The organism is bacterium, assembly GCA_016708315.1.
Taxonomy (GTDB): Bacteria; Zixibacteria; MSB-5A5; order CAIYYT01; family CAIYYT01; genus JADJGC01.
The window spans coordinates 391,787-418,720 of record JADJGC010000003.1 but is presented as its reverse complement, the minus strand read 5'-3'; the positions used below and the strand labels follow the sequence as shown (position 1 = coordinate 418,720).

25 protein-coding genes are annotated in these 26,934 nt (G+C 49.5%); 3 read left to right on the top strand and 22 right to left on the bottom strand.

What is annotated here, in order from left to right; genetic code table 11:
- Positions 1-39: 39 nt before the first annotated feature.
- Positions 40-2,709, bottom strand: coding sequence for a T9SS type A sorting domain-containing protein (locus IPH59_04915; protein ID MBK7091048.1), 2,670 nt, complete (start codon positions 2,707-2,709; stop codon positions 40-42).
- Between the two features lie 528 nt (positions 2,710-3,237).
- Between IPH59_04915 and IPH59_04910 the strand changes: the two genes are divergently transcribed.
- Positions 3,238-5,298, top strand: coding sequence for a PBP1A family penicillin-binding protein (locus IPH59_04910; GenBank protein ID MBK7091047.1), 2,061 nt, complete (start codon positions 3,238-3,240; stop codon positions 5,296-5,298).
- Between the two features lie 24 nt (positions 5,299-5,322).
- On the opposite strand, the gene IPH59_04905 is transcribed toward IPH59_04910, so the two are convergent.
- The 10 genes from IPH59_04905 to IPH59_04860 all read right to left on the bottom strand — a co-directional run bounded on the left by IPH59_04905 (position 5,323) and on the right by IPH59_04860 (position 14,951).
- The gene (locus IPH59_04905) at positions 5,323-6,171 is read right to left on the bottom strand and encodes an FAD-dependent thymidylate synthase (GenBank protein ID MBK7091046.1); all 849 of its coding nucleotides are present in this window, start codon (positions 6,169-6,171) and stop codon (positions 5,323-5,325) included.
- A gap of 88 nt (positions 6,172-6,259) precedes the next feature.
- Positions 6,260-6,676 carry an NUDIX hydrolase gene (locus IPH59_04900; GenBank protein ID MBK7091045.1) on the bottom strand — a complete coding sequence of 139 codons (417 nt, stop codon included), beginning with the start codon at positions 6,674-6,676 and terminating at the stop codon, positions 6,260-6,262.
- 11 nt (positions 6,677-6,687) lie between these two features.
- Entirely contained in the window at positions 6,688-7,791 is a 1,104-nt protein-coding gene (locus tag IPH59_04895; protein ID MBK7091044.1) for a hypothetical protein, read from the bottom strand.
- Between the two features lie 48 nt (positions 7,792-7,839).
- Positions 7,840-8,277, bottom strand: a complete 438-nt coding sequence (gene rpiB / locus IPH59_04890; GenBank protein MBK7091043.1) for a ribose 5-phosphate isomerase B — start codon at positions 8,275-8,277, stop codon at positions 7,840-7,842.
- Positions 8,278-8,397: 120 nt separating this feature from the next.
- Positions 8,398-9,339, bottom strand: coding sequence for a branched-chain amino acid transaminase (locus IPH59_04885; GenBank protein MBK7091042.1), 942 nt, complete (start codon positions 9,337-9,339; stop codon positions 8,398-8,400).
- Between the two features lie 18 nt (positions 9,340-9,357).
- Positions 9,358-10,506: an acyl-CoA dehydrogenase family protein gene (locus tag IPH59_04880; protein ID MBK7091041.1), complete on the bottom strand. Its 1,149-nt coding sequence runs from the start codon at positions 10,504-10,506 to the stop codon at positions 9,358-9,360.
- Positions 10,506-11,654 carry an acyl-CoA dehydrogenase family protein gene (locus IPH59_04875; GenBank protein MBK7091040.1) on the bottom strand — a complete coding sequence of 383 codons (1,149 nt, stop codon included), beginning with the start codon at positions 11,652-11,654 and terminating at the stop codon, positions 10,506-10,508. Before IPH59_04875 ends, IPH59_04880 begins: the two co-directional genes overlap by 1 nt.
- Before the next feature lie 76 nt (positions 11,655-11,730).
- Entirely contained in the window at positions 11,731-12,594 is an 864-nt protein-coding gene (locus IPH59_04870; GenBank protein ID MBK7091039.1) for a 3-hydroxybutyryl-CoA dehydrogenase, read from the bottom strand.
- Between the two features lie 21 nt (positions 12,595-12,615).
- Positions 12,616-13,806, bottom strand: coding sequence for an acetyl-CoA C-acetyltransferase (locus IPH59_04865; GenBank protein MBK7091038.1), 1,191 nt, complete (start codon positions 13,804-13,806; stop codon positions 12,616-12,618).
- 215 nt (positions 13,807-14,021) lie between these two features.
- On the bottom strand, positions 14,022-14,951 hold the full coding sequence (locus IPH59_04860) for a hypothetical protein (GenBank protein ID MBK7091037.1): 930 nt from the start codon (positions 14,949-14,951) through the stop codon (positions 14,022-14,024).
- A gap of 323 nt (positions 14,952-15,274) precedes the next feature.
- Between IPH59_04860 and IPH59_04855 the strand changes: the two genes are divergently transcribed.
- Positions 15,275-17,362, top strand: coding sequence for a T9SS type A sorting domain-containing protein (locus IPH59_04855; GenBank protein ID MBK7091036.1), 2,088 nt, complete (start codon positions 15,275-15,277; stop codon positions 17,360-17,362).
- A 108-nt stretch (positions 17,363-17,470) separates the two neighbouring features.
- Here the strand turns inward: IPH59_04855 and IPH59_04850 are convergent, their stop codons facing one another.
- The 11 genes from IPH59_04850 to IPH59_04800 form a co-directional block, all read right to left on the bottom strand.
- Positions 17,471-17,941, bottom strand: a complete 471-nt coding sequence (locus IPH59_04850; GenBank protein MBK7091035.1) for a flagellar FliJ family protein — start codon at positions 17,939-17,941, stop codon at positions 17,471-17,473.
- A 10-nt stretch (positions 17,942-17,951) separates the two neighbouring features.
- Complete coding sequence (gene fliI, locus IPH59_04845) at positions 17,952-19,259, bottom strand: flagellar protein export ATPase FliI (protein MBK7091034.1); 1,308 nt, start codon at positions 19,257-19,259, stop codon at positions 17,952-17,954.
- Positions 19,256-19,909 (bottom strand): hypothetical protein, encoded by a 654-nt coding sequence (locus tag IPH59_04840; protein ID MBK7091033.1) that lies wholly within the window; start codon positions 19,907-19,909, stop codon positions 19,256-19,258. The genes fliI and IPH59_04840 overlap by 4 nt, the downstream gene beginning before the upstream one ends.
- Positions 19,896-20,912, bottom strand: a complete 1,017-nt coding sequence (gene fliG / locus IPH59_04835; protein MBK7091032.1) for a flagellar motor switch protein FliG — start codon at positions 20,910-20,912, stop codon at positions 19,896-19,898. The genes IPH59_04840 and fliG overlap by 14 nt, the downstream gene beginning before the upstream one ends.
- A 1-nt stretch (position 20,913) precedes the next feature.
- A complete protein-coding gene (gene fliF, locus IPH59_04830) occupies positions 20,914-22,443 on the bottom strand; it encodes a flagellar M-ring protein FliF (GenBank protein ID MBK7091031.1) in 1,530 nt (509 codons plus the stop codon).
- A gap of 27 nt (positions 22,444-22,470) precedes the next feature.
- Positions 22,471-22,773: a flagellar hook-basal body complex protein FliE gene (gene fliE, locus IPH59_04825; GenBank protein ID MBK7091030.1), complete on the bottom strand. Its 303-nt coding sequence runs from the start codon at positions 22,771-22,773 to the stop codon at positions 22,471-22,473.
- The gene (locus IPH59_04820; protein MBK7091029.1) at positions 22,770-23,009 is read right to left on the bottom strand and encodes a hypothetical protein; all 240 of its coding nucleotides are present in this window, start codon (positions 23,007-23,009) and stop codon (positions 22,770-22,772) included. Before IPH59_04820 ends, fliE begins: the two co-directional genes overlap by 4 nt.
- 6 nt (positions 23,010-23,015) lie before the next feature.
- Complete coding sequence (flgC, locus tag IPH59_04815; GenBank protein MBK7091028.1) at positions 23,016-23,510, bottom strand: flagellar basal body rod protein FlgC; 495 nt, start codon at positions 23,508-23,510, stop codon at positions 23,016-23,018.
- A gap of 7 nt (positions 23,511-23,517) precedes the next feature.
- Positions 23,518-23,937 (bottom strand): flagellar basal body rod protein FlgB, encoded by a 420-nt coding sequence (gene flgB, locus IPH59_04810; protein ID MBK7091027.1) that lies wholly within the window; start codon positions 23,935-23,937, stop codon positions 23,518-23,520.
- A gap of 109 nt (positions 23,938-24,046) precedes the next feature.
- Positions 24,047-24,904 (bottom strand): OmpA family protein, encoded by an 858-nt coding sequence (locus tag IPH59_04805; protein ID MBK7091026.1) that lies wholly within the window; start codon positions 24,902-24,904, stop codon positions 24,047-24,049.
- A complete protein-coding gene (locus tag IPH59_04800) occupies positions 24,888-25,667 on the bottom strand; it encodes a flagellar motor protein (GenBank protein ID MBK7091025.1) in 780 nt (259 codons plus the stop codon). Before IPH59_04800 ends, IPH59_04805 begins: the two co-directional genes overlap by 17 nt.
- A gap of 400 nt (positions 25,668-26,067) precedes the next feature.
- Between IPH59_04800 and motA the strand changes: the two genes are divergently transcribed.
- On the top strand, positions 26,068-26,925 hold the full coding sequence (gene motA, locus IPH59_04795) for a flagellar motor stator protein MotA (GenBank protein MBK7091024.1): 858 nt from the start codon (positions 26,068-26,070) through the stop codon (positions 26,923-26,925).
- Positions 26,926-26,934: the final 9 nt, after the last annotated feature.

The window sequence follows — 26,934 nt, the reverse complement described above, 5'->3', positions numbered from 1 at the left end:
CAAAGGTCGCCCGATTTCCAAGCTCTCTTGATTTTTACACTACTTCAAAAGTGTCATTTTCTTCGTAATTGATGTCGCACCTGCAGTAAGTCTGTAGAAGTAGATCCCCGATGCCGCGCTTTCGCCGTTGCGAGCCGGATTCCATCTAACTTCGTAACTTCCCGCCTGCTGAAAATCGTCCACGAGGCAATCTAGCTCTTGACCTAGAAGATTGAAAATGGTCAGTTTGGTACGAGCCGCACTCTTCAACGAGTACTGAATCGTGGTCTCGGGGTTGAATGGGTTAGGGAAATTCTGTTCCAGCACAAACTCCTGCGGAAGCACATTGTCTTCTCTGTGGTCAATATCTGTGGAAGTGTACTGGACCGAGTTTGCATATATGTCAAATCCTGAGCCGGCATTTCGGTTGTCTTCCCATACACTGTAATAGTAACCGCCAATCATAGTCATTGATGGAGAAGCTTCTAAGCGACTGACCGCGCTATTGCTGATCTGCAGGTTGCTGCCGAGAGCGAAGCCGTCATTTCTCATAAGCTGCATTTGTCCGCGGGTACCGCTGCCATTGAGCTTTAACCACCAAATGGCAAGTCCGTCGTCGACATCGGCAGCGATCCGAACATCACTGAAGAAACCGGGGACATCACTAACTTCAACAGCAACAAAGGTTGGCGCGCCAAGACCGTCAATGCCATACATTCTGACACTGATTTCACCGTTTTTGTTCTCTATTGTCGCGAAATGGAAACCGCCTTCGGAATGGTTCGAACAAACGTCAATATCCTGGATTTGGACATTTGCTGTGTCCACGCCAAGCATCTGAATGGATCCCAGGGGCGAACCAACATTGTTGAATCTTTGGAAGAAAGCTGCCTTTCTTCCTCCAATAATTGAAAGCCATGCAACCATGTGAGTGCCATCACTTGCTGCGGCAATGTGACTTTCCAAGTTTTCTATCATCGCAGCGTCGATTGAGACTTTGAGATTCGAACCTACCGAGGCACCTGAAGCATTGTACCGCTGCAGGTACACTTGACGAGAATTGTCTCGCTCATCAATCCAGGTGATGAATGCTTTTCCATCTGGCAAGACGTCAATATCTGGAAGGCTCTTCGGTCGCGAAGTTCCGTCACTATTCACAAGAAGGTTGGCGCCTTGCGGCAATCCAGTGGAACTCATCCTTTGAGCAAAGATGTTCTGACCCTGCAAGCCACTGCTGGTCCTCGAGTCCTCCCAGACAGCCCAAATTTGACCAGCGCTGGCCGCTCCAACTCTGGGGTTCTTCTGAACCGCGATGCCGGCGTCGTCATTGATCTTGGATTCAAAGCCCAGAGGCAGACCCGCCGCCGACAGAAGCTGCAACTTGATGTCCCCTTGATCCGAACTACGATCATGCCATACCACGGCCACGGCATTTGACGTTACACCTGCAATATCGGGAGTCAATTGCTGCGCGCCGTTGACGTCGTCATTGAGTCGATAGTTATTACCCGTTTTCGCTAAAGAGGTTGAGATTGACTGAGCATAGACATCGAGATTCCCATTTCGTTGGTCGATCCATGCAGCTGTCATGCCGTTTGCTGCCTTTGCAATGGCAGGGAAAGCTCTCTCGTGCTTCAGTCCATTGTCCTCCAACTTCACGTTACCGCCCGAAGCCGCGCCTGTCTTTGCAATCTTCTGAGCTTCAATTGAAGCAGTTGTGGAGAATTCAGCCCAAGCACAAACAGCACCGGAGTCAGCGGTGCTTTCTGTGTTAAGGTCCCAACAGATATCCGAATCGGAATCGTTCACGCGGATCGGTAAACCGATTGGTGCTGACGATGTCGAGATCACTTGCGAGTACACGGACTGGCCGCCATTGCGATTAGAAATCCAGGCCGCGAGATAGCCAATTCCTTTCAAAAATGCCAATTTCGGCATAAACTGATAGTCGGAAGCAAAGCCTGCATCGAGGATCAATTCTGGAAAAAGTGGGGTGCCAACATCGGTATAGATGCGAAAATAGACATCCCCGTTTCCTGTTCTCCCGTCTTCCCAGACAACAGCAAAATCACCCGCAAGTGTCGAGACTACTGAGGGTGCTATGCGATACGGTGAGTCGACTGCGGCATTAATCTTGAAGTTTCCTCCGGAAAGCGAGCCGTTAGAATTCAGAATTTGAGCGAAGATATTGGAACCGTCGCGAGAATCTTCCCAGACAATCACAAAGCGGTTTCCAGACAGTATTGCAATGTCGGGCTGGTTTACGAAGTTACCGGGAGTAGCGTCGTCAATTCGGAATTCAGCTCCGCTCGAACTGAAGCTATAATCAAACGACTTTGCATAGAGTCCGTTGTCGTTTTCCTTGACGTAAACTATCACAACAAGTCCGGTAGCGTTCGCAGCCACGCGCGGCTGCCTTAACGTAACTGGCGGATTGCCGCTATCAATAAATCTATTGGCACCGACGGCCGCGCCAGAGACCCCGATTGGTTGCGCCATGATTCGCCAATGGCCGTTACGTTCATCTTCCCAAACCACAACACCTTTACCATCAGCAAAATACGCAATATCACAATCGCGTTGATCGAAAGTCGATGCTTGGTTATCCGAGTTCACTCTATAATCACCAAAAAGCACATCAGCGCGGTTCCACATTGGACCCGCGGAGCTAACGTCTGACTCAGAAGCGCTGTTTTGCGTCGAAACCGCCAATGCGGATCTGCGACTCATTCGCTTTTCAAACAAACTCGAGTCGCTTGTTGCAAAGCTGTCGGAAGTACAAAGCAGTGTCGCTAAGATAATGATGACAAGACTGTGGTATCTCATCCACCCTCCAATTTCTATTCCGAGCCTATCATTGCAACTTGTGTGCCGAGTATCTAACTGTGCTCACAAATTGACGGAATCGCTTGGACGGCAAGTCCAGTAAACGTCCCAATTACTTGACTCGCGTAATCTACTGTCAGTCAACACCTTGCCTGTAACCTATTTCGACAGTTCTTGCGACATGATTGTTCTCAATTAGTTGTTTACGATTATATCATAAACTGAATCTGTCCCGATGAGCAAAGGCTTGCAGATTCTTTGCTTGACGGGTCGAAGTCGGAATCCCAACGACCTTATCTGTGCACTAATCACAAGATGGTCCGCTTCATTCCGAAGACGCTGTAACCTCGCAAGTTGCAAAATCAATCAAGACTTATTTTATTGGTAACTCGTCAGTTCCTGATAGTATAAGATGTAACCTATGGGAATTCAATGAATCAGAAACGACTGTATAAATTCTACCTGTTTGTTGTCCTAGGTGTAATCCTTGTGGGAAGCATCGGGATGGCTCTTGCATATAGCTACCAGGATGAGCTCCCTTCAATTGAAGAAATCTACAACATCGAACCGGCGGTCGTAACCCGCATTTATGATATACATGGAGAACTGCTTCAAAAGTATCATTACGAAAACCGCACGTTGGTTCCTTATAGCAAAATCCCAGCGCACTTAATCCAAGCATTAGTCGCCACAGAAGATGATCACTTCTTCAGTCATTGGGGGGTCGACTGGCGCGGTCTGATGCGAGCAGTATTTAGAAATCTCTTTTCCGGATTTGGCTCAGGAGGCGGCGGATCGACAATTACGCAACAGCTATCCCGAATGCTATTTTACGATCGCGAGATATCTTTAGAGCGCAAGATCAAGGAAGCTCTCACTGCTGTTAAGATCGAACGCACTTACTCCAAGAACGAAATCCTCGAAATGTACCTCAATACGTACTACTACGGTCACGGCGCATATGGAATCGAGACAGCCTCGCGGACTTACTTCAACAAGAGCACCGAGGCGCTTAAAATAGAAGAGTCCGCATTGTTAATCGCGATTGTCAATGCACCGGCACGGTATTCTCCGGTCAATCATGCGGACCGCGCACTCAATCGCCGCAACTACGTGCTATCGAGAATGGAGGACGAAGACTATATCAACTCCAAGATGGCCGATAGTCTTAAGCATCTGCCGATTGCCATAGATTTTTCGCTCGATAACTCAGGCGAAGCCCCCTACTTCACCGAAATGGTTCGTCAATATCTTGTCGAAAAGCACGGCGAAGACGAATTCTATGGTGGTGGACTCGCCGTATACACAACGCTCGATGCCGGACTGCAGAGAATTGTCGAAAATTCTCTAATCGCGCAAGTCGACTCGCTACAACAACGTATGGAACGGCGCCGACACTTGGGCAACCCCGAGTACAGTGTCCCCGAGTATGACTCATCCGGCAATATCAGGGGATATCGATTCAAGGAAGTCCAGGGAGCGTTTGTCGCGATAGACAACCGAACTGGCGACATCATGGCTTTGGTCGGTGGTAAAGACTTTCGTAAATGGAAGTTCAATCGCGCCGTGCAGGCAAAGCGACAGCCTGGTTCAACATTCAAACCATTCGTTTACATGGCGGCAATCGGCAGTGGGATGCACGCCTGTGATATTCTCTACGATACTCCGATTGCAATGACAATTCCTGGATCAGATGTTTGGAGTCCAAGAAATTTCGATGATGAGTTCCTTGGCGCGATGACAATGCGCAAGGGGTTGACGATGTCGCGCAACTTGATTGCGATAAAGCTGCTTCAGCAAGTAGGTGTTGACAATGTAATTGCCACTGCCAAGAAGATGGGCATTACCAGCCCGCTGACACCAAACGCGGCCCTCGCCATCGGTACTTCAGAAACCTCGCTCTTGGAGATTGTAGGCGCGTATACCAGCTTTGCCAATCTTGGCATTCATGTCGAACCTCGATTTATCCTCAAAGTCGTGGACCGATACGGCAACGTGTTGGAGCAGAGTAATGCTGCGACGCGCAAGGCTGTCGCCGACCCAGCTGAGACCTATATCGCGGTCAGTATGATGCAGTCAGTCATGGACGATCGTCAAGGCACGGCAGTTTCAGCTCGTTCACGCGGATTCCAACGTCCGGCAGGTGGCAAGACGGGAACATCCGATAACTTCTGTGATAACTGGTTCATTGGATACACGCCACAAATTACAGCCGGTACGTGGATCGGTTACGATGACAAAACTTCTATCGGCTACAATCAGGCCGGTTCTACCAACGCTTTGCCGATATGGACTGACTTTATGATTGCTGCGCATGAAAATCTACCCGTCGAAAATTTTGTCGAACCAGCAGGAATTGTGCACGAGACAGTTTGTCAGGATTCAGGCAAGAAAGCGACTTCTGGCTGTCCCCATATTGGTGACGAGGTGTTCTTACAAAATCAACGATTAGAGGATTGGTGTCCCATCCACAAGGGACGAAAGGGCATTTGAACTGACTGAGGGGTTGATAGAGAACTACAGGCTATTTCTAATCTTCGAAAGCTTCTCTTGAAATTCTCGCGCCTCGCCTTTTGACAAGCCAGCCTCAACCAAAGCTTCTTCACTTTGATCGAATGACTTGAGATTGTTAAACAGCAGTTTGAGCTCAATTGAAGAGAACTGCTGTGCGTCGAGCTGGTAATCTTCGAAAGCTTCCCACGCCACCGGAACGACCTGCTTCACAAATTGCGCCATCGCTTTTGCATACTCGCGAATTTCAGCCTGGGCGTGTTGGTCCAAGCGCAATTTCAGGAAATGAAAGAGATTGTGAAGATCGACCTTCCAATACCATTGCGTGTACAGCGAAAGCGGCAGATTGATGCGTGCGATTTCTCGAGCCACACCCGAATCGATCGCTTTCAAATACTCGTCATACAAATGGCGGTTGCTGGTATTGAGGAATGCCAGAAACGACTCGCGCACGGCAGGGTCCACTTCAGCCTCTTCCCTACCTTGGCGATTAGTCGTGGACTGTTGCTTGACATCTTCCGGCTTGGGTACGTAGAAGTCGTCTTCCATCACCGAGTAACGACCGGAGTACTCGTTGACATTCGCCGTACGATGCCGTATCCACTGGCGGGCAATGAAGATGGGGAGCTTGACATGAAACTTGAATTCTACCATCTCAAACGGAGTCGTATGTTGATGGCGAATCAAGTAGCGAATCAAGCCACGGTCCTCACGACGCTTCTTCGTACCTCGACCATAGGAAACGCGTGCGGCTTCGACGATTGAATCGTCGGATCCCATAAAATCGACGAGTCGGACAAATCCGCTGTCGAGTACTTTGATTTCCTGATCGATTAGGCCTTTATTGTCATCCATAACGTGGAGAGATATAAGAGATTTTCGTTGGCGAGTCAATCATTTCGTTGGTGCCGGGGGAATTCTGTCACTGTGACAAACGTGATTCCTACAGTTCCGGACCCCGGTCCATTGCTAACGCACGCTCTGTAAGCATTCGCAGGTTCTCATGCCAGAACTCGATTTCTTCAAGATTGTCGTTTTTGCTTACCCACCGATAGGCTGTATGCTCACTGCTTATCGTCACTTCGGTCGTACTGGTTCGACAGAGGAAATACACGCCGTACATTAGAACTCCGCGAAATGTCCAGTTGTCAACCATCGTAATCGATAGAATGTCTACATCCGTAATTCCGGTCTCTTCGCGAATCTCCCGGCGTAATCCTTCGTCCCAGGACTCACCCTCATTCAGGCGACCGCCGGGAAGCTGCCATTTTCCTTCTGGCGTCCGAAGAATCAACGCTTGCCCATCTTGGTTTAGCAGCGTCGTCGTCTGCACGATTTGCGATAGAAGGTGATTTGCCACAGCTGACCCCACTATTTGAGTGTCAGAGTATCCAACTCTCGAATGCTATTGCTGTCCGGTTCACGAACGCAACGAAATCCATGCCTTGGATTTCCCCACCATTTGTTTTGGTTTGTCACAGCCCTGCCATTGTAGCCAACAAAATAGGCGTGCGAGGTGTCAAACTCGTCGGCAGTCCACATATAAATCGGCATGTAATCGCTTGCCCAGAGCGGCGACTCTTTGTCAGGCAATCTCTCGCAAACGGCAAATCGCGAACTGTCATCCCAAGTGCATCCTGCATGTTCTCCGTGATGAACAAGAGATCGAACAACTTCTTGAGTCGTCGGCATCCGCCAGACATTCTGTGGCGTGTCCATTAAGGTCTTACCGTCTGCCGACAAATAGCGGCAGAGGCAAAACGTGTCCATCTCAGCCTGGGTCGCATGGCGATATGCATCCTTTGCTTTCAAATCAGTCCCAACGGGAGGCAATCCGTACAACGCAATCTGATTCCATGCAAGATTCGAACCGGTCCCCTCTCCCCCCTTCGCCCATCCAGGTCCTTCCGGCGCCCAGATAAGTCGCACGCCGTTGCCTTCTATTAGCCGTTCAGTGCGAATCCCGTCATCCTGACGCATAAACAGGATCGGAGCATTACCAATCGTTGCCCCCAAAGCCACGCCAATCGGAATTCCGGTAGCGATTAACCAGCGCAGGTTGCGCCGAAACCAATTATGATGCGTTTCGGGAGCTGATTCATCATTCTTGCTTTTCTTCCAATCATACCAGAACATCCCACCAATAATCGCTAGCGCTGCGCTAAGACAGAAGGTTATCAGTAAACCGATCGGATCAGTCATACCTCGAGAGATCTGCAGTTGGAACCACCAAATCCCGAACCATACGCCGACAATAATGAGAAGTGAACCGCCGATTCGCGGCCACATGAGGCAGATCAATGTCAGGGTAATACACACTGCAAATGGGATTAAATAACGCACCACCATATGAAGCGGTAGTCCCCATGCCTCATAGTAAAGCTCGCCGAAACTCCAGAAGGTCCAGAACGAAGTAATGATCGTCAACAGGATTGTTGCGATCCAGCCTGTAATATGAGTCTTGCCTGAATTCACAATTAATAATAGACGAACGTCGCCATAAACGCAACTGGGGAGGAAAAATTAGTTACGCTTAATCGAAAATTTCTTGATCCGCTTTTCATGGCGACCGGCTTCAAATGCCGTGTCGAGCCAGACTTTGACGATCTTGTCGGCCAATTCGCTTTCGACCCACTTGGAGCCAAGCGTCAAAATGTTTGAGTCGTTATGCTGTCTCGACAGTTGTGCCATTTCTTCGGTCAAAGCATAAGCACCACGGATCTCAGGCAGCTTGTTCACGACCATGTTCATTCCGTTGCCAGTCCAACACACCGTTATCCCGCGATCAGCCTCACGATTTGCAACAGCGTGCGCAACCCGCATTCCGTAGTCGGGATAGTCGGTGGATTCTTCGGAGTCAGTACCAAAGTCACTGACGGTATGCCCGAGCGACTGAAGAAATTGCTTGAGATGTTCCTTGAGCTGGAACCCTTTGTGATCGGCACCGATAGCTATTTTCATGGCGAAAATTATACGCAAATTGAAACTTGGCGCAACATCAAGATTTCAAGAAAGCGACCTGAAGAGCAAAAAAAAGGGCGACCGGTTTCGGCCGCCCAAGTTTGTCACGTCAACGCAGAGTTACACGCCTACGGTCTCATGTGAGTAGACTCTCTTGAGCCAACCGCGCTTGTCATTTCCGTTCTCGATGATATCGGCAAAGGCCGCTTGCAGTTTCTTGGCAATTGGACCCGCTTTGCCGGTTCCCACAGTAATCTTGTCCACTGAGCGAATCGGAGTAATCTCTGCTGCCGAACCCGAGAAAAACACCTCATCTGCAACATAAAGCAACTCACGCGGCAAGTTGCGCTCAAGCACTTTCATACCCATCTCTTTGGCAAGCTGGATAACCGTGTGACGCGTAATTCCGGGGAGAATCGAAGCATTGTATGGAGGCGTGATTAGATTCCCTTCGTGGAAAACGAAGATATTCTCTCCGGAGCCTTCGCTGACCATTCCGTGAACGTCAAGCGCAATGCCTTCAACATAGCCGTGTTCGAGTGCTTCCATCTTAATGAGCTGACTATTCATGTAATTCGCACCGCTCTTGGCAAATGCCGGGAAGGTGTCGGGAGCCATTCTGCGCCAGGAGGAAACACATACATCAACACCATTCTCCATGGCGCCACCACCGAGGTAGCTACCCCAATCCCAGACGGCAATCGCAACGTCAATCGGGCATCCGGACGGATCGACTCCGAGCTGTTTATAGCCTCGATAGGCTACGGGACGAATGTAGCAGGATTCCTTTTTGTTCAGGCGGATAAGCTCAATTTGAGCTTCATTCAACTGCGCTTCGGTATAGGGAATCTTCATGCGATAGATTTTCGCAGAATTGAACAGTCTTCTGGTATGATCTTCAAGACGGAAGATCGCAGATCCCCGCTTGGTCTTATAGCACCGCAAGCCTTCGAAGACGCTGCTTCCGTAATGGATCACATGCGAGAGGACATGGATCTTGGCGTCCTTCCAGTCGACGAACTCCCCGTTCATCCAAATCTTGCCGCCTTCATCAAATGCCATGCGTCCTCCTATAACCTGTCAATCTAATACTATCGATTTAAGAATGGCTCGGGAGATCACGATTCGTTGAATCTCGGAAGTTCCTTCGCCAATTTCCGTCAATTTCATGTCGCGCCACATACGTTCAACCGGAAACTTGGTTGACGTAGCGTCCGCGCCTATAATACCTATCGCCTCAAAGGTGCAAAAGTTGCAAACTTCAGAGGCATATAACTTGGCCATGGCTGATTGCTGGGAGTAGTTCAGTCCCTTGTCTTTCATAACGCTTGCGCCATAGATCAATCCACGCGCGGCTTCAATTCGACAAGCCATGTCGGCGAGTTTGAATTGTACCCACTGCTGGTCTGCCATTGGCTCGCCAAATTGTGAGTTCGTCGCAGCATACCTTGCCGCCGATTCAAATGCACCAACTGATAATCCCAGTGCCATTGCAGCAATCGAAATTCGTCCACCGTCAAGCGTCTTCATGAACTGCTTGAATCCCTCTCCCTCACCACCTATAAGGCTTGACTTCGGCACTTTGACATCGTCAAAATGCAGAAATGCCGTGTCAGAGCCCCTACAGCCCATCTTGTTTTCTTTCTTTCCAACGGAGAACCCTTCAAGGCCCTTCTCAAGGACGAAAGAAGAAATGCCTTTAACACCTCCGCTGCGATCAGTCCGTGCGGTTACAATTGCATACTTGCACAGATTGGCAGAGGTAATCCAGCACTTTGTACCGTTGAGAATATAGTGATCGCCTTGCGGTTCGGCAACTGATTTGGTGGCGCCGGCATCCGACCCTGCCTGAGGCTCGGTAAGCCCAAATGCGATCAAATATGGCTCACTGTCACCAAAGTGAAGATACTTCTTCTGTTGTTCCTTAGATCCAAAATTGTAGATCGGGCCCGCTCCAAGCGAGTTATGGGCAGCTACCGTCAACCCCGTCGAGCCACAGACTCGGCACAATTCTTCAACTATGATTGAATACTGTACGGTATTGGCTCCCATGCCGCCGAAGTCTTTGGGTATCTGGACGGCCCACCATCCTTGACGGTGAATCTTCTCGATTGCAGTCTGCGGAAAAACCTGATGTTCGTCAGCTGCGTTCGAAAGCGGAGCGATCTCCTTTTCACAGAATTCCCTGACTTGTAATCGAAAATCTATGTAATCACTATCTGCAAACATTACTGCCCTTCATTGATGATTGCGCGTGAAATGACCATTTTTTGAGCTTCGGTAGTTCCTTCGTAGATTTCCGTCACTCGGGCATCGCGGAAGTAGCGTTCGACCGGGTATTCCTTGACATAGCCGTACCCGCCATGAATTTGTACTGCTTCATTTGCTACGAAGTTTGCCGTCTGCGATGAGAAAAGTTTCGCCATCGAAATCTCCTTGAGGCAGGAAGCTCCTGAATCAAAAAGAACAGCTGCACGGTAAGTCAACAATCGAGCCGCATCAATTCGGGTGGCCATTTCCGCTAACTTGAACTGCGTCGCTTGGAAATTGATAAGCGGTTGATTGAATTGTTTGCGCTCACGTGCATATTTGACGGCTTCATCGAAGGCGGCCTGAGCGATTCCAAGTGCTTGCGCGGCGACGCCGATACGACCGGCATCAAGCAACGAAAACGCCACTCGTAATCCACGATTCTCTTCACCAAGCAACTGTCCAACCGGAATCTTGCAATCGATAAACGACAACTCTCGCGTATCCGATGCTCTAAGTCCCATTTTCTTTTCGGACTGGCCCAACGACATGCCAGGCATTCCCTTATCGACAATCAGGCATGATACGCCGTGTTTGCCCTGGTCGGGGCTTGTCAATACAAATACGATAAACACCGAGGCATATCCCGCCGAACTGACCCAGCTCTTTGTGCCATTCAGAACATAGTGATCGCCACTTCTTAAGGCACGACACTGCAGCGATCCGGCATCGGTTCCGGCACCGGGCTCGGAAAGAGAATACGCGCCGATGAACTCTCCTGCCGCAAGCTTGGGCAGGTACTTCTTCTTCTGCTCTTCTGTTCCGAAACCTTTGATGGCTTTAATGACTAGCGAATTATGTACAGATAAAGTTATAGCGTGCGCAGCGCAAGCCTTGGAGATCTCTTCAATGGTCAGAGCATAGCTGAGGCTATCGACGCTTAAGCCGCCATATTCTTCAGGAGCAAACAGGCCAAAGTACCCAAGCTCCGCGGTTTCGCGAAGGAGCTCGGCGGGCATTTCAGCCTTTGCATCAAGTTCTTCAGCAATCGGCTTAAGCCGCTTCTCGGCAAAATCGCGAGCAGTGTCGCGCATCATGATCTGATCTTCGCTAAGACTAAAATCCATAAACCGAGAATCTCCTCATCCGATCATTATTTTGCATTACTGTTCCAGCTCGCTTTTGCGCAGCTAATTTCTGACTCTAATTGGTAGCGCTTCCGTATATGTAGAAACCGCGACCGCTTTTACGCCCAAGCCAACCTGCTTGAACCATCTTCTTCAGTAAAGGACAAGGCCGATACTTCGGGTCGCCCAATCCGTTGTGCATCGTTTCGAGAATTGCCAGACAAACATCCAGCCCGATGAAATCTGCAAGTGTCAATGGACCCATCGGATGGTTCATTCCGAGTTTCATGACTGTGTCAATCTCCTCTTTGCCGGAGACGCCTTCCATGAGGGCGTAAATTGACTCATTGATCATTGGCAGCAGAATTCTATTGGCTATGAAACCGGGATAGTCATTTACTTCTACAGGCGTCTTGTCAAGCTTCATCGCCAGGTCCTTGATTATCGCACAAGTCTCGTCGCTGGTCGGAAATCCACGAATAATCTCAACGAGCTTCATAACCGGTACCGGATTCATGAAGTGCATCCCAATAAACTGCTCCGGTCGTTTCGTCGCCGCCGCCAATTGCGTAATCGGCAGCGAAGACGTATTCGATGCAAAAATCGTATCACTCGAACAGATGGCATCCATTTCTTTCCAGAATGCAGTCTTGACGTCATAGTCTTCGAAGATCGCCTCGACAATCAACTGCGCGGATGCAGCTTCCTTCAAGTTGCCGGTCGCGTTGACTCGTGCCAATGTAGCGTCGGCATCAGCCTTAGAGATTAACTCACGTTTCACCTGTCGTGCCAGATTAAGCTTGATCATCTCGACACCGCGCAAAAGCGAATCAGGCGTCGAATCCATCAACGTCACGTTGTAACCCTTCTGAGCAAAGACGTGGGCAATGCCATTCCCCATCGTTCCCGCACCGGCCACCGCGACATTTCTGATCTCCATCGTAATTCCTATTCCAGTCGCTTAGACTAATTCGATTGCCAGAGCAACAGCATTACCGCCGCCCAAACACAATGTAGCCATTCCCGTTTTTTTGCCACGGTCTTTCAGCGCATAGATTAGCGTCGTTAAGATACGTGCTCCCGATGCGCCGATTGGATGCCCAAGTGCTACGGCGCCGCCATTGACATTGACGCGGTTCCAGTCCCAGCCCAGAGCCTTTCCATCCGCCAACGCTTGAATACTAAATGCCTCATTTGCCTCGATAAGATCAAAATGATTGATGTCCACATTCATCTTTTTCATCAGCTTCTGAACTGCGTAAATCGGGGCAAAGAACAAGTCCTGTGGCGGAGTTCCCGCGACAGCATAGCCGGTCACACGCGCAATCGGCTTAAGACCATTGGCGTCCGCATAACCAGATGAACTGACTACTAGAGCCGATCCGCCATCATTTAGTCCCGGAGCATTGCCGGCCGTAACGGTGCCTTCCTTCTGGAACGCGGGCTTAAGCTTGCCAAGTGAATCGACGGATATGTCTTTGCGTGGTGATTCATCGAGATTGAAAGCAATCGGATCGCCTTTTCTCTGCGGAATCAATACATCAAAGATTTCTTCCTTGAATTTGCCCGAGTCCATTGCCGCGCACGCTTTGCGATGAGAATTGTAAGCGTATTCGTCTTGTTCTTCGCGGGAGATACTGGTCTTCTGTTGGGTGTACTCGGCGGCGCTGCCCATGTGGTAGTTATTAAATGAGTCCCATAGGCCATCTTTGATCATCAAGTCTTCAGCTTGTTGATTGCCCAGACGAAATCCGGTGCGGGCGTTTGGCAGAGCATACGGAGCGTTGGACATCGATTCCATGCCGCCCGCGACGATGACATCGGCATCGCCTGCTTTGATAGCTTGCGAAGCCAACATGACCGACTTCAGACCCGAGCCGCAGACCTTGTTAATTGTGATGCAGGCGACTTCCGGCGGTAGACCACCGTGAATGGCAGCCTGACGGGCAGGAGCTTGTCCGGCGCCCGCTTGGACGACATGACCCATTATGCACTCTTGGATATCTTTGGGATCGACGCCAGCACGACGGACAGCTTCTCGTATTGCAAAAGCGCCAATCTGCGGCGCGGAAAATCCGGCAAGTGAACCCTGAAACTTGCCTATTGCTGTCCTACAGGCCGACAATATTACTGCATTGGGTTGGTTGCTCATTCGGTCTATTCTCCTACTTATCTAAAAGCAAACAGTTTGCATCCAAATAGTGATTATTGGTTGCCAATCAAAATCGTGAGCAAAGGTATGAAAAGTCTTGATATGAGGCAATGGAAATATGGTATCCCTTGTGAAAATTGGAACAAGAATCTACGGGCAGAATTCGACCGTCAAAGCGAATCCTTCAACGGTCGAGAGTCTGAAGTCTATCGGAGCTATTTCGGTTTGGCCACTTGTGCCTTAGTATCAGCAAATCGGGCCTTAATATCTACGATTGGCGCTTCCTTGTTTTGGAATTGCGGAAGAGTCAGCGCATAAGCCTTAGCGTTCGCCTCATTTGCGAAGAGGTTGTTGGTACCACAGGTGCCTCCTTCGAACAACTTGGCGGTTTCCGGCAAGATCGAGACAATTTCATCATCCTTGAAGACGACATCAATGGCTTCAAGGCTGAAGGGATCATATGCCCGGTACTTTACTTCGTTCTTTGGGAATTCCGAGGCTACAACGAACAATGCCTCTTTCGCGCATCCGACATTGATTGGCAAGCCGCCATCAATGCTGAAGATGTGTTGATGTATTCCAAGATCGTAGGTAACGTCACCAAATTTGTGACCATAGCTGAAACCCAGTTTGTTAAACTCATCAGGTCCGCCCAAATCAAAGAACATCTCGATGGCGGAAAGGAATCTCAGGCGATCAGCTACATGTTCTTGAGTCATGTTGAGATCGGTTGCAACTTGCTCAAGGGTCGGAAATTCTTGATTCTTCTTTTCGTTTCTGATGATGTACTCTGCGATGTGCTTTTCTTCATTGCTTAGTATGAAGACGCCGGCGCGATATCGAGCGAGACGCTCGTGTATGTTCAGATTCTCATTGAATTTCCGGAACAAGCTGACCCGCATACTGTCAGTCACGTCAATATCGAGCAGTGCTGCTGCCTGGTCGACCGATGCGACATGACCCTTCTTCGCCCACATTTCAAAGAGTTTTCCGACAAGCTGTTTTTCTACACCGACGAATTTGTCCGGTACTTGTATTGTTGATGCTTCACTTTGTGCGTTTCCGTCTTTCTGTCCGCACGAGACCATCATAGGCAATAGCACCAATATGAAGGCAATAGTCAGAAATAAGCGATTGAATGTCATTGTTTATCCCTCGTTCACTTGAAGTTCAAAAAGAAAAGCAGTCGAATCTTAATTATTATAGAATCGCTCTAACTCCGCAAGAGAAAAGCAAGTCCCGGTGCCCATTGCAATGAAGGTGCAAGGTATTTCACAATTGTCATTATCTTCTTCTCGATACCCGAAATAGCGTCCTATCGGCTTTCGGCCACTTAAGCCTATTGGTTTCAATCCCTTGTGGCTTCGCGGCAATAAACCCGCAAATCTGCAAACAAATGATTGATTTGCACGCTTTTTGCGTGATAACCCCTCGGTTGATTAATTGAATCTTACGGAGGTGCAAGTCTATGAATCTAATGCTCAAGTTGATGGCGCTACTAACTATATTGATTGGTACGCTTTCCCTCATCTTTCCGAGTCCAATCATTGCCGCTAACATCATTCGACTGGGATGTCCGATTGATAAGCCGATTGTTGACGGCGACTCGGTTGGAATTCCAGTCTATATTGTGAACGACACGCCACTTGGCGGATTCTCACTCGGATTCTCTTACAATTCCGACAATGTCGAAGTCACATCCGTCCAGCCAGGACCAGCTGTCCAGACTGATGGTTCGGGCAACTTTCTCAAGCAGTTTAAGCCTCTGGAAAACAAGGTCCTAACCGGCTGGATCAACTTCACACCTGAATTCCCACTCGACATTCATGCGACAGAAGCTCTCTTGATGACGCTCTGGGTCCGGATACCAATTGGAACTCCTGCTCAATGCGTCGACTTTGATTCGGCATTCGTAGCTCCTGCCGGGACTTTTGTTCTCGCTCCTCAAGGCGGCGGATCTATCGATCTAGAATTCGTCGACTGCGGCACTGCTGAATTGAATATTATGGGCGGCTGTTCGGGACCGGCTAACACCCCGCCTATCGTAACAGACATTCCTGATCAGACAATCAATGAGGGTGGCGTATTCTCTACTATAATTCTCGACAATTTTGTTTCGGATGCCGAAGACGCTGACAATACAATCTTGTGGACAGCCGTTTCTGCCGTGCCAAACGGCTTCAGCGTCAACATCAATGCAAGTCGTGTTGCGACAATCTCCTATCTTGGCGGAGAGTTCTCTGGAAGCGCGACCTTTACTTTCACCGCAACCGATCCCGGCAGTCTCTTCGCAAGCAACAACGCTACATTCACGGTCAGTCCCGTAAACGATCCGCCATTAGTCGTGAGCATCCCCGATCAAACGGTGGCATACGGGGCGAATTTTGCAACGATCTCATTAGACAACTTTGTAAGCGACCCCGACAATTCAGACAATCAGTTGACATGGTCTGCGTCAGGAAACTCCGCATTGACCGTTTCAATAAATGCCAGTCGAATCGCAACTATCTCTAAACCCTCAGGGGACTGGTTTGGCAATGAGACAATAACATTCCAAGCAACTGACCCTGGGCTCTTGTCTAGTTCAGACGCGGCGACCTTCACGGTTCAGGCACCTGTCGCTGTCATCGTGTTGAATGATGACTCCCTCTTCTTCAGTGGATACCAGAACGGTACAAACCCTGCCGGCAAGCCGGTAATGATCAGCAACGGTGGTAACGGTCCGCTCAATTGGAGTGCATCGGAAACTGCTGATTGGTTGAGCATTACCTCAAGCGCCGGCACCGCTCCGGGTGGTTTCACCGCCAATGTCAACATTGCTGCGCTCGCCATCGGCCGCCACGTAACGCCGATTACAATTGCGTCTCCTGAAGCGTCAAACTCACCCCAGACGATCATGATAGTGGTCGATATAGCGGATGATGTGAACATTCTGCTGTCGCCGGATAATCTGCACTTCAACGCTCTTGTCGGAATCAACCCGGCCAGCCAGCAGATCGGCATCAGCAATGCAAGCCCGTCCGGAATACAATTCGATTGGGGTGCGGTAGAGTCATCGCCATGGCTCTCAGTCAATCCGAGTAGCGGGACATCACCTTCAACGCTTGAGTTCTTTGTAGATGTCGCTGGACTTCTTCCCGGCAACTACAATGCAAAGGTGATCGTCAAACAGATCGCCGGTATCGCAACCGACGTTGATGATGACGAAGATACTGTTGATGTCACGCTTACTGTTGACTCGCCGACTGACGTCGATGACTTGGGCGGAAGCTTACCGACTGTATTCAGTCTTGAACAGAACTATCCGAATCCATTCAATCCGACGACTTCGATTGAATTCAACCTGCCGAAGTCGAGCTACGTTTCGCTCACCGTGTTCAATATCCTCGGTCAAAAGGTCGTCGAACTTGTCAATGGCTCCCTTTCCGCAGGAAACAAGCAAATTGAGTGGGATGGAACCGATTCCAACGGCAGAACCCTTGAAAGCGGTGTTTACTTCTACAAGATCACAGCCGGAGAGTTCTCAATGACGAGAAAGATGATGATGTTAAAATAACGTCCACTCTGCAACCTACAACCGAAGGCTCCCGCTGCAAACGGGAGCCTTTCCATTTTCGGTCTGAATGAGATTTCAGAATTCCGTCACGAACAAAAAGCCCTCGCATTAGCGAGGGCTTTTTGATTTCCCCTTGTGTTCCCCTTGGAGAAAGGTATTTCGCGCTATTTCATCAGTCTCTTTTTGCTGCAAATCGTCAAGTTCGCGATTGTACCTTTCCCTTTGCCTGTCTTTGAGCATATCAAAGACCTTTTCTTCACGGGCCGCACTGATCAGCTTCTCTCGTTTGAGCTCTTCTTGTTTCAGGGCGTTGCTGATAACTTGCTTTTGTGTCGCCATGTTGCTGATCAGTCGCTGTTGATAAAATGCGGATTGCGTCAACCACCGGCAATCAACCCTCTCAATCTTATGCGACTGTAAATCCGAAATCTCTTGTGACATGCGGCTCTGAAGCAACTCCAGATGAGCTTCTTCCATTCGACGAACCCGCTCAGCCTTGGCGAGTTCTTTTTGTCGCTCCATTTTCTTATGCGATTTGATATGCAGGAGCTTCTGAAGGCGAAACTGGAACTTTTTCATTACCCACTATTCATTGCAGTCGGCTGATATCCGATGCAAAATTGGGACTTTCTGAAGCGATATCTTGCTGCAGAAATTCGTTAATCTTCGGCACCTTGTTGATTGCAGTGTCGATTTCGCTCGACGAGCCCTTTACGTACGCTCCGATGTTGATTAGGTCCTCATTCTCGGAGTAAATGGCCAAGAGCTTACGAGCTTCTCCCGCCAAATCACGATGCTGAGGCGATACGATATTGACCATCACACGCGATACCGATTGAAGTATGTCAACTGCCGGATAATGTTTGCGGTGGGCAAGCTTACGCGAGAGCGTGACGTGGCCGTCAAGAATGGATCTGACCTGATCCGAAACCGGTTCATTGAAATCATCGCCTTCGACAAGAATCGTATACAACCCGGTAATTGAACCTCGCTCACCGGCACCAGCGCGTTCGAGCAACTTTGGCAACATCGCAAAAACCGAAGGAGTGTATCCTTTCGTTGCCGGCGGCTCTCCGACAGCAAGACCAATCTCACGCTGTGCCATCGCTACACGAGTGACTGAGTCCACCATCAGAATGACATCGTGTCCCTGGTCGCGAAAATGTTCGGCAATTGCAGTTGCAGTCATTACACCCTTGATTTTCATTAACGCCGGCTCATCAGACGTAACTGCGACTACCACGGAGCGTTTAAGCCCTTCGGTGCCAAGATCCTGCTCGATAAACTCGCGCACTTCACGACCGCGCTCTCCAATGAGTCCGATTACGTTGATTGTCGCTTGTGATTGACGAGCGATCATGCCCAACAGTACGGATTTTCCAACTCCTGACCCAGCGAAGATTCCGAGACGTTGCCCTTTGCCACAACTTGTAAACACGTCGATGGCGCGGATACCCGTTATCATTTGCTTTTCAATTCTTTGTCGCTTGAGTGGATGCGGCGCTCGCGAAGTAATCGGACGCTCGAACCCCGACGTTAGTGCAACACCGTCATCGATTGGCTGGCCAAGACCGTTCAGAATGCGACCCTTAAGTTGGTCGCCGACATTGATCTTCAATACTGATCCGGTTGCTTCGACTACGGAGCCTGGATTGATACCTTCCATATCGCCGTATGGCATTAGAAGAACGAAGTTGTCGCGAAATCCTACAACCTCTGCAAGTACGGCCTCACTGTCAGCCTTGCGATAGATTCGACATAACTCGCCGAGTGAAGCCTGCGGTCCCAACGACTCGATAACGAGTCCGATCACCCGCCTTACTTTTCCATCTAGTTTTATTGTGGATGTGCGTGCTACCGCATCGCGGTATTCTGTCCAGTCAATTTGTCTGCTCATGGAGTCTGATTCTCAAGAAGCTTACTCTTCAGAACTTGCAGTTGATTCTCGATGCGACCATCGGTGTTTCCGGAGTCGGTCTCAATAATGCATCCGCCTGCACTGATGCGCGCGTCCGGTTCGACTACGATGTGACTGACAGCATCATCGACGCTACCAAGGCTATCGATTTGAGATCTGACAAAACTCGCTTGTGCAGGATTTACCCGAACCGTCAGTCGCGTCTTGTCGAGAACCTCTCGGAGACAGGCGTTTATCGTCTCAAGAACGACTTTGGATTCGACTTCACCGCGTGCCGTCGTAATTCGATTGGCAATAGCAAATGCCAAATCGAACAGTTGAGATTCTGCCTGCTTATACAAAGTCTGTCTGTAATTTACGAGAGTGGAAATGGCTTGCCTGAGTTCATTTTCGAGCTGACGTGATGCCGCTAACCCTCGCTGCAAACCAGCTGACTCGCCATCGGCAAATCCACGCTTGTAAGTCTGCTGCAATTCGATTTGGTGGCGCTCTTCGAGTTGCTTGATTCGCTGACCGATTGTCGAATTCTCTTCCAATTCACGACGGTATCGTTCGACAAACTCGTTGCTCCCAATCGGTACGCGACTCGAAGTGAGTGACACAGAAGATAGTATCTTAGACGACGACATCTTCCTTGCCTCCGCGTCCTGAGATAACGATTTGACCTTCTTCTTCCAGTTTGCGGATAGACTCGACGATTCGCTGTTGCGCCGCTTCGACATCTGAAAGGCGCATCGGCCCCATGAATTCGATTTCTTCCTTGATCATCATCGAAACACGTTCGGAGACATTCGTGAAGATTTTGCTCTTGACGTCTTCCGACGCGGCCTTGAGCGCGATCGCGATGTCCTTTGTCTCGATCTCTTTGAGCATCCGCTGGATTGAGCGGTCGTCGAGTAATATGACGTCTTCGAAGACAAACATCATGTTCTTGATCTCTGCAGCAAGATCCGGATTGTCGGCTTCCAGAGTTTGCAGTATGTGCTTCTCGGCTGAAGTCTCCACCAGATTCAGAATGTCGGCCAGTGCTTTAGCGCCACCGGATTGCTTGCTTTCACGGAAGACCGAACCGGAGAAATGCGTGTCGAGCGTTTGTTCGATTTCCTTAAGAATTTCCGGCGAGATCTTCTCCATAGTGGCAACTCTCATTGCAACCTCTGCTTGCAGCTCAGGTGCGAGCTCGGTTACGACACCTGCTGCTTGCTGGGGTGTAAGCTGGGTAAGGATCAGCGCGATCGTCTGAGGATGTTCATTCTGTATGTAGTTGACCAGCTGCTTAGGATCAATTCCCTTGAGGAGGTTGAAACCTGAGGTCACAAGCGACGATTCAAGTCGCTTGATGATATCAACAGCACGGTTGGAGCCTACTGCCCGTTCAAGCAACGAGCGCGCGTAGTCTATACCGCCGGTCGAGATATACTCGCGAGCGAGGAAAATTTCATAACAGTCCTGGATAACGCGCTCTTCGACCTCGCCAGGGACATCGCGCATATTGGCGATTTCAATAGTGATCTTCTCGAGTTCCTGGTCAGAGAGGGATTTCAGCACTTCTGCCGAAACCTCAGTTCCGAACGCAATCAGCGCTATGGCAGCTTTCTGCGTATTTGTCAACTCACCGTAAGTAATCGACATACTATTGTGGCTCAGCCATTATGGTTCTGATCACTTTCGCGATCTCATCGGGTTTGCCTTTAGTCTGCACCTTCATCGTATCAATCAACTTGGGCTTCTGAGGCTTCTGTTGAATGGTCTCTTCTGAAGGCGGCGGAGCCGGCGGAGGCGCCGGGACATACTTTGCTATGGCGGAAAACACCTTCTTGACCTGGCGCTTCACGTAGATGAAGCCGAGAATCGCGAGCAGGACGAATCCAATTTTCTTGCCGTAGTACAAGTAATTTTCCCACTGACCGGTAGAATCAAGCTGTTTGCGCGAAACGTCCAAGATGCTGTTGTCAAACGGCAAATCAACGATCGTGAAAAGATCGCTTCGCGACTCGCTATAGCCGACTGCGTTCTTAATAATTCCGGCGAAGCGTTCAAGCTCTTCAGGAGTGCGATTGATGAATTTTTCCTCGATCACACCTTCGGCATTTTCCGCCTCTTCATAATTGCCATCTACCATGACAGCGACGGTTAATCTCTTAATTGAGCCGACTTCGCCAATGATGCTTTTGATGGTTTTTGAAACTTCATAGTTAGTGATAATGTCATTAGCGTCGTTGCTGTTTGAGGACGTGGTTACCGGCGGCACTCCGGGAAGCGACTCCTGTTCGTTGCCTTTGCTGGCTGTACGTTGCTCGCTGCGGACCGCCACCATGTCGGGATTGTATTCTTCGATCTGCGTGTTGTTCTGTTCGAAGTTCAGTTCAGCGCTTACACGGACAACGGCACGTCCGCCGCCAATGACGCCGGACAGCATCGATTGTGCCTTCTGTTCAAGGTAACTTTCTACATTCTTGCGCATTTCAAACTGTGTCGATGACAACATCGCGGTCGGATCACTCGACTGCGGTCCAGTCAGGAGATTACCGTCATAGTCAATGATCGTAACATTGTCTGGTCGCATACCTTCAACGGAGGATGCTACAATGTAGGCTATTCCCTGCAGTTGCCTCTTTGCGAGAGTCGTCCCGCCAGTCAGCTTAAGAACAACCGATGCGCTTGGCGCATTCTGGTCTTCGCGAAACAGCTTGTCTTCGGGAATCGTCATATGTACGCGCGCTGCTGCAACTTCAGTGAGACTGCCAATCGTTCGAGCGAGTTCACCTTCGAGAGCGCGGCGATAGTTGAGTTTCTGGACAAAATCAGTCATTCCAAGATTAGTCTGGTCGAACAAGGCATAGCCGATATTCTGCGGACTGGGGAGACCGTTGCTTGCCAGTTTCATGCGTGTCTCATAGACATCGTCAGACGGAACGCTGATCGCTGTGCCGCCATCGCCGATCTCATACTTGATTCGCATCTCGTTGAGCTTCTCGATGATCTTGCCCGCATCTTCGCTCGACAGATTTGTGTAGAGCGGTACGAAATATTGACTCTTGGCAACATTGAAGATTATGACAGTGCCGGCAATAACACCGACGACTACCAGTGCAGCCAATAGAATCTGGCTCGGCGCCATGCGGCCGACTAGTTGATAAAAGTGGTCAAATATCCTCTTCATGCATCCATGCTCCGAGGTTTATGCCGATTAGATCGGCATCCGCTGGATCGTCTGATAGGCTTCCAGCAGTTTATTTCGAATTTCCATCAGTAGCTCGAATGCCACTGAGGCCTCTTCTACGGCAATCATTACTTGGTGAACATCGGAAATGTCTCCCTGAAGAAACGCCTTTTCGGTATCGACGGCGCGACTTTGGAGGTCATTTACGGAATTGACGAACTGCGACAAGGTATCCTTGAATGAGCCAGCAGTCGGATCAGGTTTGGAGATTACCTGCGCTTTCGGAAACGACAGTTCTTGTGGCTGCGTATTTATCGAAATCGGGTTCATGCGCGAATGTCGATAGCCTTCCCGAGATGCGACTCCGGTTTACGCGGAGCCGATTCAGATTTGAAGTTCTGAACAATGAACTTCTTCTCTTGGACAGAGAGCAAATCAGCGAATCGAGCTTGCGCCAATTGAGATGACTCCACCGGCTTGCTTTCCGACGGCGAGACAGGCTGTTGACGCTGGCTGATGCCTTGATTATAGACCTGCAGGTTTGCGTTGTTGACTTTCATATCCATGTCCTGCTATATCTCCAGGGCTTTTTTGGTAATTTCTTTCACAGTTTTGATGGCTGAGAGATTTGCTTCATAAGCACGCGCCGCTGTCATCATTTCCACCATTTCGATCAACGGATCGACATTTGGCATCGCTACGAATCCTTCTTCATTTGCATCCGGATGTTCAGGATCATAGATCAACCGAGCTTCCTGCGCGGGATCGACATATTCGCGACTCTCGGCGTGCAGAATGTTGTTCGTGTTCAAGATCGCAACTGGTTTGCCGCCCACGTGTTTAGTGTCTGTTTGTTTCAGTTCCACTGAGGCAGCGTTGAGCTGCCGCGAGAATACTTCCTTCACCTTCTTGGCACCAATGTTCAGCACCTTCTTCTTGTAGGGTCCGCCTTCGGGAGTCTTAGTCGTCTCTGCGTTAGCGAGATTCTCGGCGGCAACATTCATTTTGCGCCGGAAAACAGAGAGTCCTGAGCCGGAAATCTTTAGAGATGAAAACAAATCGCTCATAAAGCTCCTACCCCTGTCCCCTGATTGCGGCTTTCAGGGATTTGAATTTGCGAGCCAACATGTCGGCTCCAAACTCGAAGGTTATCTGGTTCTGCGCCAAATTGGCCATTTCCTCGTCGATATCAACTGAATTGACACCGGTGTCGTTTTCAGACTTCTTCACGCGCTCTATTTCAGGAGCGCCATCGGGAGAATTGCCGAGAGGAATATGCGCTGAGTGCGTTGTCACACCGGGAACTGATGGTTTATCGATAGCTTTGCGAAGTTCCTTGTCGAAATCGAATTCGCGCTTCTCATATCCTTCGGTGTTCACATTCGCGATGTTGGACGCCACGACTTTGTGTCGAGTCGCGGAAAGATCCGCCAAACGCGAGTATATGGGAATCATTCCCTTACCGAACAACGATTTGTGCAAAATATTGTCCATCAAAGACCTTTCTCCGATGACCATATACTCAAAAGCTGTGCCAAAATGGATTGGAACGTCAAGTGATTGAATACGTGAGGATTACAAACTCAGAACGAATGATGACGGATCAGTATGGAGAAAGTTCCTCCGCCGACGTCTGAAAATTATTCCCATTGGCGTCTTCAACAACGAGATTTGCAGGCTTCGCCTGAGGTTCATAACGAGATAGATTGTCTGTCAAGATTACAATATCAACGCGGCGATTGCGAGCTCGATTCTCAGGAGTATCATTGGAAACAAGTGGACGATGAGCGCCATAGCCCAATGCCGAGACACGCTCGGGCGAAAAGCCATGTCGTTCCACAAAGTACCGAACGACGGCAGTTGCACGAGCGGCCGACAATTCCCAGTTGGAAGGAAATTGAGTGCTGCTAATTGGAAGCGAGTCAGTATGGCCTTCTATGCGAATCTGATTGGGAAGGTCGCCAATCTCATTGGCTATCTTGTCCAGAAGACTCCGCGATCCCGCAGACATCTCAGCTTGACCCGATCTGAATAGCGCCGACTCTAATACATGAATGATAAGCCCGCGCTCGTTGATTTCGACGGAGAACTCGTGCTGTGCGCTGTCGAGCGAACCGGCATTGTCAAAGCCGCTTGAAGACGGAATGTTGGTCGCCGGTCCAATACTTACTCGATGCTTCAATTGCCCAAAGGAAGGGCTTTCTAATCTCTGCGCCACGAGTTTGAGTTTGCCGATTTTTAGTACTCCCGCTCCCATATCGGAGGTAGCAGCTTGAGGAATGAGTGCGCTGGAATTGAATTCACCCTGTAATTTCTCAGACATTTGGTCGAACTTCTTCGCATCGACTTTTGACATTGCGTACATAATGACGAAAAACGCCAGGAGCAGCGTAATCAAGTCAGCATAGGTCATCAACCAACGATCTGAATTCTCGCCTTCGAACTCACCGCGACGACGCATACTGATCCTCGTAGCGTTCGTGCGGATTCAGAAATGAAAGCAGCTTGGTTCTAAGAACCCGCGGATTGTCACCTGATTGAATTGCGATGACACCTTCCAATACCAACTCGTGATTAGCCATCTCCTCAAGGTGCCGATGACGCAGTTTGTCGCTGACCGGCAGGAAGAATAAATTGGCTGAACATACACCCCAGAGGGTCGCAATGAATGCAGAGGCAATACCGGACGCCATGCGCGTCGTGTCCATCGTGTTTGCAAGCGTGTGAATCAGGCCCAGAACAGTTCCGATGATTCCAAGCGTAGGAGCAAATCCACCCATTTTTCGAAACAACTCTATTCCCCTGCGGTGTCGCTCTTCCATGTAGGAAAGTTCGGTCTCCAGAATCCCCCGGAGCACTACAACTTCAGTGCCGTCAATCAACAGTTGGAGCGATTTACGGAAGAAAGAGTTTGGTGCTTCCGGTATGTATGTCTCAAGTCCGAGTATTCCTTCGCGGCGTGCGCGTTCCGCCAATGACACCATCCGCTCAATCGTCTCGCGCACGTCAACAGATTCGCCACGAAAGGCAATTCGAAGATAGTTTGGAATCAACCTAACCGTACCGATTGAAGTCGTGATCATTCCAGCGCCAAATGTGCCGAACAAGACGAGCATTACGGCTGGAAGTTGGAATATCGAAGAAAGCGATCCGCCTTCCATCAGATAGGCAACCACAATTGCGCCTACGCCGAGAATCATACCAGCAACTGTTGCTAAATCCATAATCTCCTGTACTCTGTCCCCGTATTGCACTATGCCGTTTCTCAATAGCACAGCGTGGTCCCGGGATATCGATCCGATTCCCTGAAAGTATCGGCTCGACAACGAATTCCCTGAACCTGTACTTTTGATGAACATCTGACATTTTCTGTGCTGACGTGCAAAAACGGACCTTGATGTTCAAGTCATCACTTCGCTCGTGATTCTGTACAAACTTGCTTCCGGGTGCTTCAATTCGAAACGCACATGGTGAGAACTATCTTGACGGTGCTGCAGCAGTTGCCGCAAATTCCAAATATTGCAGAAAGCAATTCGACTTTCTGCAAAATGTGTCGAATAAGTAAACAGGCGCATTGTTATATCAGGTTTAATGGACCACATAGCTTAAGGATAAGCTCGAATTATGTTCGCAATAATCGGTTTGATAGTTGTTTTTGGTGGCGTAATTGGCGGCTTTGTCATGGAAGGCGGCGCTGTCATGGTGCTGTTCCAACCTGCCGAATTTGTCGTCATTGGCGGCGCTGCAATCGGTTCACTCTTAGTTATGACCCCACTCAAAACGATCAAGCAGATGGTGCCTCAAATGTTGAAGGTCTTTGGCGCAGGTCCGACCAAGAAGCACTTTCTTGATCTGCTCGTCATGATGTACGAGATATTCAATGTCGCACGTAAAGACGGGCTTGTCGGTCTCGAAAGTCACATCGAAAAACCTCAGGAGTCTGCGATTCTCAAGAAGTATCCCGCGTTCCTCAAAGATCATCACGCGGTCCACTTCTTCTCGGATACGATGCGCGTGATCATCACCGGTGCTATCTCGGCCCAAGATTTGGAAACACTGATGGATCTTGATCTCGATACTCATCACGAAGAAGTTGGCAAACCGGCCGAGTCGATCCAGACAGCGGGCGATTCGTTGCCGGGATTCGGTATCGTTGCCGCGGTGCTCGGCATTATCATCACAATGGGCGCAGTTGGCGGTCCTCCTGAAGTAATCGGACACAAAGTTGCTGCCGCACTAGTCGGAACGTTTCTCGGCATCTTGCTTTGTTACGGTATGTTTCAACCGATTGCCAAGAACATTCAGACTCTCAATGATGAATCAGGTAAGTACTATCTAAGCCTCAAGCAAGGTATGCTCGGTTTCCAAAAGGGATTTGCAGCTTCCATCGCTGTCGAGTTTGCACGACGCGCAATTTATGCGTCTACTCGCCCCAGCTTTGAAGAAGTTGAAAATGCTTGCCGTCAAACCAAACAGAAGTAGGCGAGAGAA

Coding starts and splice junctions, on each gene's coding strand:
- IPH59_04875 (MBK7091040.1), bottom strand. CDS start 11,654: ATGGATTTTAGTCTTAGCGAAGATCAGATCATGATGCGCGACACTGCT.
- motA (MBK7091024.1), top strand. CDS start 26,068: ATGTTCGCAATAATCGGTTTGATAGTTGTTTTTGGTGGCGTAATTGGC.
- rpiB (MBK7091043.1), bottom strand. CDS start 8,277: ATGAAAATAGCTATCGGTGCCGATCACAAAGGGTTCCAGCTCAAGGAA.
- IPH59_04820 (MBK7091029.1), bottom strand. CDS start 23,009: ATGGATATGAAAGTCAACAACGCAAACCTGCAGGTCTATAATCAAGGC.
- fliG (MBK7091032.1), bottom strand. CDS start 20,912: ATGTCGATTACTTACGGTGAGTTGACAAATACGCAGAAAGCTGCCATA.
- fliF (MBK7091031.1), bottom strand. CDS start 22,443: ATGAAGAGGATATTTGACCACTTTTATCAACTAGTCGGCCGCATGGCG.
- IPH59_04805 (MBK7091026.1), bottom strand. CDS start 24,904: ATGCGTCGTCGCGGTGAGTTCGAAGGCGAGAATTCAGATCGTTGGTTG.
- IPH59_04910 (MBK7091047.1), top strand. CDS start 3,238: ATGAATCAGAAACGACTGTATAAATTCTACCTGTTTGTTGTCCTAGGT.
- flgB (MBK7091027.1), bottom strand. CDS start 23,937: ATGGACAATATTTTGCACAAATCGTTGTTCGGTAAGGGAATGATTCCC.
- IPH59_04840 (MBK7091033.1), bottom strand. CDS start 19,909: ATGTCGTCGTCTAAGATACTATCTTCTGTGTCACTCACTTCGAGTCGC.
- flgC (MBK7091028.1), bottom strand. CDS start 23,510: ATGAGCGATTTGTTTTCATCTCTAAAGATTTCCGGCTCAGGACTCTCT.
- fliE (MBK7091030.1), bottom strand. CDS start 22,773: ATGAACCCGATTTCGATAAATACGCAGCCACAAGAACTGTCGTTTCCG.
- IPH59_04865 (MBK7091038.1), bottom strand. CDS start 13,806: ATGAGCAACCAACCCAATGCAGTAATATTGTCGGCCTGTAGGACAGCA.
- IPH59_04880 (MBK7091041.1), bottom strand. CDS start 10,506: ATGTTTGCAGATAGTGATTACATAGATTTTCGATTACAAGTCAGGGAA.
- IPH59_04800 (MBK7091025.1), bottom strand. CDS start 25,667: ATGGATTTAGCAACAGTTGCTGGTATGATTCTCGGCGTAGGCGCAATT.
- IPH59_04850 (MBK7091035.1), bottom strand. CDS start 17,941: ATGAAAAAGTTCCAGTTTCGCCTTCAGAAGCTCCTGCATATCAAATCG.
- IPH59_04885 (MBK7091042.1), bottom strand. CDS start 9,339: ATGGCATTTGATGAAGGCGGCAAGATTTGGATGAACGGGGAGTTCGTC.
- IPH59_04915 (MBK7091048.1), bottom strand. CDS start 2,709: ATGAGTCGCAGATCCGCATTGGCGGTTTCGACGCAAAACAGCGCTTCT.
- IPH59_04905 (MBK7091046.1), bottom strand. CDS start 6,171: ATGGATGACAATAAAGGCCTAATCGATCAGGAAATCAAAGTACTCGAC.
- IPH59_04855 (MBK7091036.1), top strand. CDS start 15,275: ATGAATCTAATGCTCAAGTTGATGGCGCTACTAACTATATTGATTGGT.
- IPH59_04870 (MBK7091039.1), bottom strand. CDS start 12,594: ATGGAGATCAGAAATGTCGCGGTGGCCGGTGCGGGAACGATGGGGAAT.
- IPH59_04860 (MBK7091037.1), bottom strand. CDS start 14,951: ATGACATTCAATCGCTTATTTCTGACTATTGCCTTCATATTGGTGCTA.
- fliI (MBK7091034.1), bottom strand. CDS start 19,259: ATGAGCAGACAAATTGACTGGACAGAATACCGCGATGCGGTAGCACGC.